General features: G+C 46.3%; 7 protein-coding genes. 4 read left to right on the forward strand and 3 right to left on the reverse strand.

Annotated features, from left to right (window positions below):
• Positions 1-537 (reverse strand): filamentous hemagglutinin N-terminal domain-containing protein (locus tag V6C93_RS15105; RefSeq protein WP_333477492.1); only part of this gene is annotated, 537 nt, incomplete at its 3' end.
• A gap of 8 nt (positions 538-545) precedes the next feature.
• Entirely contained in the window at positions 546-821 is a 276-nt protein-coding gene (locus V6C93_RS15110; RefSeq protein ID WP_333477493.1) for a hypothetical protein, read from the reverse strand.
• On the opposite strand from V6C93_RS15110, the gene V6C93_RS15115 reads away from it, so the two are divergent.
• From V6C93_RS15115 to V6C93_RS15130, 4 genes are all read left to right on the forward strand, one after another.
• On the forward strand, positions 815-1621 hold the full coding sequence (locus V6C93_RS15115) for a DUF928 domain-containing protein (protein WP_333477494.1): 807 nt from the start codon (positions 815-817) through the stop codon (positions 1619-1621). The two genes, V6C93_RS15110 and V6C93_RS15115, sit on opposite strands and share 7 nt — an antisense overlap.
• A 531-nt stretch (positions 1622-2152) precedes the next feature.
• Positions 2153-4075, forward strand: coding sequence for an adenylate/guanylate cyclase domain-containing protein (locus V6C93_RS15120; RefSeq protein ID WP_333477495.1), 1923 nt, complete (start codon positions 2153-2155; stop codon positions 4073-4075).
• Between the two features lie 153 nt (positions 4076-4228).
• Positions 4229-5614, forward strand: a complete 1386-nt coding sequence (locus V6C93_RS15125) for a hypothetical protein (protein ID WP_333477496.1) — start codon at positions 4229-4231, stop codon at positions 5612-5614.
• Between the two features lie 11 nt (positions 5615-5625).
• On the forward strand, positions 5626-5859 hold the full coding sequence (locus tag V6C93_RS15130) for a hypothetical protein (RefSeq protein WP_333477497.1): 234 nt from the start codon (positions 5626-5628) through the stop codon (positions 5857-5859).
• Here the strand turns inward: V6C93_RS15130 and V6C93_RS15135 are convergent.
• Entirely contained in the window at positions 5856-6713 is an 858-nt protein-coding gene (locus tag V6C93_RS15135) for a DUF72 domain-containing protein (RefSeq protein WP_333477498.1), read from the reverse strand. The genes V6C93_RS15130 and V6C93_RS15135 overlap by 4 nt on opposite strands.
• Positions 6714-6903 lie beyond the last annotated feature (190 nt).

Consider the following 6903-nt stretch of genomic DNA (forward strand, 5'->3'; position numbering starts at 1 on the left):
TCCCGGTCGTGCAATATCAAAAGCAAACGTAGTTGGAGTGCCGATTAAACTCTGGTAGTCATTACTACCAACAGCATTGAACCACCTTGTAAAGGGGGGAGAACCAAAACCAATCCCCGTCGCCGTCGTCGCCGTAAACGAGGCAGGCACATTCAGACTCGCCCCTGTGCCAAACACAATGCCGGCAGGATTCATTAAATATAAATGCGAGTTCCCCCCAGTGACTTGAATGAGACCATTAATAATCGAAGGTTCACCCCCAACCACCCGCCCCAAGATATTCAAAATTCCAGGATTAGACAAAAAATTAGCGGTTTGCCCTTGTGAAAGTCCAAATTGCTGGAAACTTTGGAACAGATTAGAACCCGCTTGAGTTCCACCTTGAATATCGAAGCGGTTGCCATCACGAGTAACAACAGTACCAGTACCATCCGTCGCCGCTTGAATCGGTTGCCCCTGTGCTTGATAGGGTGGCGCAATTCCACACCAAAACAGGCCTGTAAGCAGCGAACCGACTACTCGGATGACTGGCTTCATAGAATCTCCTAATTGAGAAAATTCCAGTTATTCTTAGTTTGGACTAGTAATGTTGGCTCTCCCGTACTTAATTGATAAGCTAACCAGATATTCCTAAAATCAGTCTGCGGTAATACTTTCAAAACAACATTTTCTGGCAAACTATCAGTGATTGGGGGATTTCCACCATAAGTACGGGAGAGCCGTACTGCTGCCCATGAATTACAGAAAGTTCGTCCTGCGTCATAAGAAGTCTTCGTTACATTTAGTAACGCTTTCAGTAGTTCTTTACTCAGTGATGGCATTCCTTTCTCAACTCCCCATCCCAGTACAGGCGCAGTCACATCCTGTATCTCAAGCAACCAAAAACTTTTTAAAAGGTTCATCAGGACTTGTCGGTTTCAACCCTCCTCCAGGAGAACCGCAGGGAACCGCGTCGGGAGGATCGCGTGGAAATTGCCCCCAAGATACCAATAATCTAACCCCGTTGACACCAGGCACTAAACAGGGGTTAACGAAAAACAAGGGAGAAAAGATAACCGATTATCCAACCTTAACGATCAGCGAACATCCGACATTTTTTGTTTATGTACCTCAAACTGCTGCACAGGAGGCGGAGTTGATCGTGAATGAGCAAACGGGTGAAAACAAGTATAGTGATTTTTACTACACCAAAATCAACCTTCCTGGTCGTCCCGGTATTGTTAGGATTAAACTTCCAGCTGAGCGATCGCTAAAGACGGGGAAGTTGTATCAGTGGTATTTTAGGCTAATTTGCAATTCTAATAACTCAGCAGGAGAAATTTCTGGACAGAAAGCTTCAGATAGCTCAGGAAATGCAGAAGCATTAGGGTGGGTTAAGCGAATCGAAGCTGAGCCAAATCTTGTGAAGGCTTTAGAGCAGCAAAAGACACCATTACAGCGTGCAGCCTTGTACGGAGAATACGGCATTTGGCACGAACTTTTAACAACCCTGGCAGAGCAACGGCACTCTCAACCTGAGGTAGCAGCTATGTGGCAGAACTTGCTCAAGTCAGATTCTGTAAAACTAGGTGAGATTTCTAAAGCACCTCTACTCGAGTGCTGTACTCTAAAGGTTGAGTAGCTGAGCGTGAATTGCCTTGATAAAGAGTGCATCCCGATTGTGCAAAAATACCAGGCGAAATCGCGGCTACACGAAACTGACGCTGCCCCCGCAGCGTCGATGTATTAGTCCGCGCAGGCGGACTTGGAATGGAATAGCCCCAGACTGCGACGCTGAGGGGCAATTTACACATTGGGGATGCGCCCTGACAAAAGCCTTAACTTCCTTTCTAAGGAGGGAGAGGGTTTTGCTTGAATTGGCTACAGATTTAGCTCCCCCCAACCCTCATTAAAAAGGGGGGCTATTGAGAACCTATATTAAACATCCTTTAACTAATAAAGCGGAAATCCCCCTAAATTCCCCAAGGAGATCCCCCTCCCGTCCCCCTTAAAAAGGGGGAAGCCAGAGGATGCTACTCCTTCGGAGAACGCTTCGCGAACGCTGTTTTTTGCTCCGGGGACTTTGAAGAAATTCTCCCCCCTGTTTAAGGGGGGCTGGGGGGGATCGAATCGATAATTGAACAGTATTATCTTAGTCCTATACATAAGTAAAATGGGGAATAAATTAAGACGTTTTTTTGAACACTGGCGCGGGATATTAATCGCAGTTCCTACCGTGGCAGGATTAACCATCGCTGTGCGCTTAACCGGGGTATTGCAACTCCTAGAATGGGCCACGTTAGATCAATTTTTCCGCTGGCGTCCCTTTGAACCTACCGATTCACGCATTGTAATTGTTGCTTTTACCGAACAAGATATTAGAAAGACAAAACAGTGGCCAATTTCTGATGCCGTTTTATCACAATTGTTGGAAAAAATCAAGAAACAACAACCCAGAGCCATTGGTCTGGATTTGTTTCGAGATTTACCTGTTCCACCCGGTCACGAACAATTAATTAAAACCTTTGAATCCACACCCAACCTAATTGGAGTCGAAAAAGCTGTTAAAGATTCCTATGGCGAGTCTGTCGCTCCACCGCCAACATTGAGCAAGTTAGGTCAGGTTAGTACTGCCAATATGGTATTAGATGAAGATGGCAAGATACGTCGGGCATTGCTGGCAATTACATTCAAAAATGGCGAAACGAAACAATGCCTAGCTGGGATGCTGGCTTTGATATATCTAAATGCTGAAGGCATTACTCTGCGACAGATTGAACCCAACAATAAAAATGGTTTGGGTAAAGCCGTTTTGGCTCGAATGAAACCCAATGATGGCGGTTACGTCCGTGCTGATACTAACGGTTACCAAATCTTGTTGAACTTTCGCAACCATGCCTGTAGGCGAAAACTGCAAGCGTGCCAGGTTTACCGCACCGTATCGATCGCCGAGGTGCTGGAAGGACGAATTCCAGCAGATTTGATGCGCGATCGCATCGTCTTAATTGGTTCAATGGCAGAAAGTGTCAAAGATCGTTTCTTCACTTCCTACAGTAACAGTCTCCTGGCGGCACCCTATAGCATCGAAATCCACGCCGATATTATCAGCCAACTTTTGAGTGCTGCACTCGATGGGCGTCCTCTCCTCCAGGTTTGGTCGGAACCCGTAGAGTGGTTGTGGATTGTTCTGTGGTCGTTTGTCGGCGCAATTTTGGGTAGTCGGTTACTCCACATCCGCACAAAAGTGGTTGGTATTTTACTGGTTGGTGGTACTCTTACCCTTGGTGTGTACCTCGCTTTACTGGCAAGCTGGTGGATACCCTTGATTCCCCCACTCCTAGCCCTAGCAGGGTCAGGTTTTGCCATTACAGCCTATATAGCCTATAGCGAACGAGAAGACCGCCAAGCGGTGATGCATCTATTAGGGCAACACATCTCCCCCAAAATCGCCCAAGTCATTTGGCACAATCGCCAGCGGCTGCTCAAAGATGGACAACTGAAAGGCCAGAAACTAACCGCAACCGTACTCTTTACTGACTTAAAAGGCTTCACCACGATTACCGAGGAAACCGAGCCAGAAACGCTGATGGTCTGGCTCCAAGAATACATGAATGTCATGGCTCAGTGCGTTCTCGGCCATGCTGGAGTGGTGGATAAATTTATTGGAGATGCTGTAATGGCGGTGTTTGGCATTCCCATCCCCAGAACTCTACCAGAGGAGATTGCCAAAGATGCGATCACTGCCGTAACGTGCGCTTTGGATATGGGAGCTAAGTTGCGATCACTCAATCAGCAATGGCAGCAAAAAGGACTTCCAACCGTCGCCATGCGCGTGGGAATTGCCACGGGCACTGTGGTAACGGGCAGTGTAGGCTCTCGCCAACGACTCAATTACACCACAATTGGAGACAGTGTCAACATAGCCGCACGATTAGAAAGTTACGATAAATCTCTTGATGACGGAATTTGCCGGATTTTGATTAGTGAAGAAACATACCATCATATTCAGGGCAAATTTTCCACTCAATTTATCGGCAGTGTACAGCTCAAAGGACGTATGCAATCGGTCAAAATCTACCAAGTTGTCTCCGAATAGCAATTGATGCAAAAGACGAGAGTTGGTAGACGAAAGGTGCGATCGCTCCAGTCAGAGCCAGAAGTGAGGAACCGATAAGATATCCTAGGACTTACGGGGGTAAGCTTGCTGCGGTTGGTGCCGAACTTAGCCGCCTGTTAGGAGACAAAACGAGTGAAACTAGGAGTATTGTGGCGGAATCTAGGAAATTCAGTAGCTTACTACCCCAATTTGGCGAAAGTAACAGGTGGGGTGACGGCTTCTGTCCTTTTTTGCCAGCTATTTCACTGGCAGTCCCAATTGAGACATCCTAATCAGTGGGTAAGAACGACCATTGATGAAATTGAAAAGGAAACGGCTTTAAGTCGCATTGAACAGGAATTGGCGCGAAGTGAACTGGTGAAGCGATCGCTCCTCAAAGAACGGGTCGTTAGTGGTTCGAGTGACACGCTGGAGTTTTGGGCAGATATTGACGCTCTTGAACAAAGATTAAACGATTTTTGGCAAGAAGGCTCTAATCTTTCTTCTTGTTCTCCCAGACACGAAATAACTTTACAACCATCTAATTCATCTCAGGCTACATCCAACAATTTATCTTCACAGATAACAACTGAACCTATCCTAGAGGTTGTGACGCCTGCGAAAGTAGAGAGACAGGATACTATTAACAGCGAGACAATCCACCCAGCTCATAGTTCTGGCTCAAAATCAACTTCTATAGAAGGAATTGAAGACTCGCCTCCCTCCACTCGGATTGTTAAAACGGATAAGTTTTTCCCCGTGCGTCGTCAACCTGTTGCTGTTAAAGTGACCCCTCATTATCAATTTAGCGGGCCTTGGGAGTCTCGTGAACAATTTGAGGAATTTCAACGAGCGTTATTGGAATATTTCAAAAACCAGGGAGTAGAGAACCCTGGTGGATGGGTTTTTCGTATTGTAGACGGTATGACAAAAGGGCTAGTGTCCCCGTTCTGGGATGAATTTGTTTCAGGAATTCCCTTAGGAGAAAGTCAAAAAGTTAAGCGAGATTGGGAGATTGAGCCAGGAGTTCCCTATCCAGCATTTGAAGAGGAACGCACTCAGTATTACCTGCAAAAAGGAGAGCCATTAGAAGTAGCTGTATCTAGAGCACGTTCTGATTTGAGGAACCCAGTGCTTGGCAAAGATTTATGGGAAGGATTTTTGAGGAAATGCGATCGCATGGCTGATGAGGCGCTCAAAGCGAAGCAGCTAGGAGTAAAAACGCCCTATCTCCCACCCTCATTTACCACTAAACCTCAAGTTACCACACAAAGTGTGGTTGATAAATTATCTGCGATCACTCCTCAATTTTCCCTACCATCCTCTAGTTCTGACTTACCTACTGAGCAGAGTGTAGCAGAGGAGAATATTGAGGATGAAACTTCCAAATCACGCGGCAATGTTCCTCCGATTTCTGCTTTGCAAGAGGCTTATAAAACTTCTATGGGTCGAACTCTGGTTGAACGTCAAATTGCTGAACATCCAGAATGGGGATATGGAATTGTTGATGGTAATGTCGTAGATGTACTTCCTTTTTAAGCCGATAAATTATGGAAAAAATTGGCAAAATTGATGTCATGGCTTTAGGACGCCCTAATATTTCACCGCAGGAAAAAGAAAAACTACAAAGGGCTAAATTGCAACAACAGAAAGAGGATGGTTATCAACAGTTGGTTGAACTGTGTCATTTAGGTGAGTATCATGCAGCTAAGCAACTAGCAGACCGAAATCCTCAGTGGGGTTACGAAGTTGTTGATGGGGTTGTTATAGAGAAGATCGATTAGAAAAGACTCAGCTGAATTGGTGTTTGGTCAATGCTATTCCAGGGTAAAGGCGGAACTGGAGCACCACACTGTTCCAGCAATTGCTGAAAGTGACGAGCATTTCCAGGAGAATACTTTTCAATTGGGCAATGCATGAAGAAGTAGATACGCTGACCCGATTGCAACCACTGGTCAACCAAACTCACCCATTCTTCCATAAAAGGCTGATTCACGTCTTTGTCGGGATGGCTGATAAAGCGCACTAGGCTAAATGGTGCAGTAACAACAGGTTGCATTGGCACCTTGGGCTTTCGTGGGTCTACAGGTTGCTGTGCGTAGCTAGCTGAACCACTGTAGGCGGGTCGGGTGTCTAATACCACTCGTCCAACCCCCAGTTCTTGCAGGAGGGCATTGAGATGACTCGCGTGGGGTTCTTTGTACCAGTCAGCATGGCGGACTTCAACAGCTAAGGGTGCTTCACTCCGAGGCCAAGCATTGAGAAAGGCGGCGAGGTCTTTTACAGAGGCGGGTTCGTAGCTGGGGGGAAGTTGGGCGAAGATGGGGCCAAGGTGCTTACCCAAAACCTGCATCTGTTCTAAAAAGGCTAAAGCACCGGGAATTGAGGGTTCTAGCAAGCTGTTGTGTGTGAGTTGGCGCGGTAGCTTTGGGCAAAATTCAAATTCGGGTGACATTTGTGATGCCCAATGTGCCACCGTTTCGCGATCGGGCACGGCATAGAATGTTGTATTGCCTTCAACTGTAGTGAAGCGCTTGCTGTAAAGCTGTAGAAATTCTGCTGATTTACTTCCTTTGGGATAAAATTCGCCAACCCAACTTTTGTGACCCCAAACTGCACACCCGATCTTGAAGTTCATGATTCCCGAATAATCGATACAACTGGACTTTTTCCCAGTGATACTTACGATAGTAGCGTTTAGAGCAAAAGCAAGCGATCGCTCTCCATAAATCTAGCACCCTGCTATTGAAATAGGTCGCAAAATATGCTGTATTAACGATCGCTTACGCTGACCGAGTAAAGTATCCAAAAGTAGTCTTGGACGCTTC

The sequence above is a fragment of the Allocoleopsis sp. genome, from assembly GCF_036703385.1.
In the GTDB taxonomy this organism is placed as follows: domain Bacteria; phylum Cyanobacteriota; class Cyanobacteriia; order Cyanobacteriales; family Coleofasciculaceae; genus Allocoleopsis.

Coding starts and splice junctions, on each gene's coding strand:
- V6C93_RS15115 (WP_333477494.1), top strand. CDS start 815: ATGGCATTCCTTTCTCAACTCCCCATCCCAGTACAGGCGCAGTCACAT.
- V6C93_RS15110 (WP_333477493.1), bottom strand. CDS start 821: ATGCCATCACTGAGTAAAGAACTACTGAAAGCGTTACTAAATGTAACG.
- V6C93_RS15130 (WP_333477497.1), top strand. CDS start 5,626: ATGGAAAAAATTGGCAAAATTGATGTCATGGCTTTAGGACGCCCTAAT.
- V6C93_RS15120 (WP_333477495.1), top strand. CDS start 2,153: ATGGGGAATAAATTAAGACGTTTTTTTGAACACTGGCGCGGGATATTA.
- V6C93_RS15135 (WP_333477498.1), bottom strand. CDS start 6,713: ATGAACTTCAAGATCGGGTGTGCAGTTTGGGGTCACAAAAGTTGGGTT.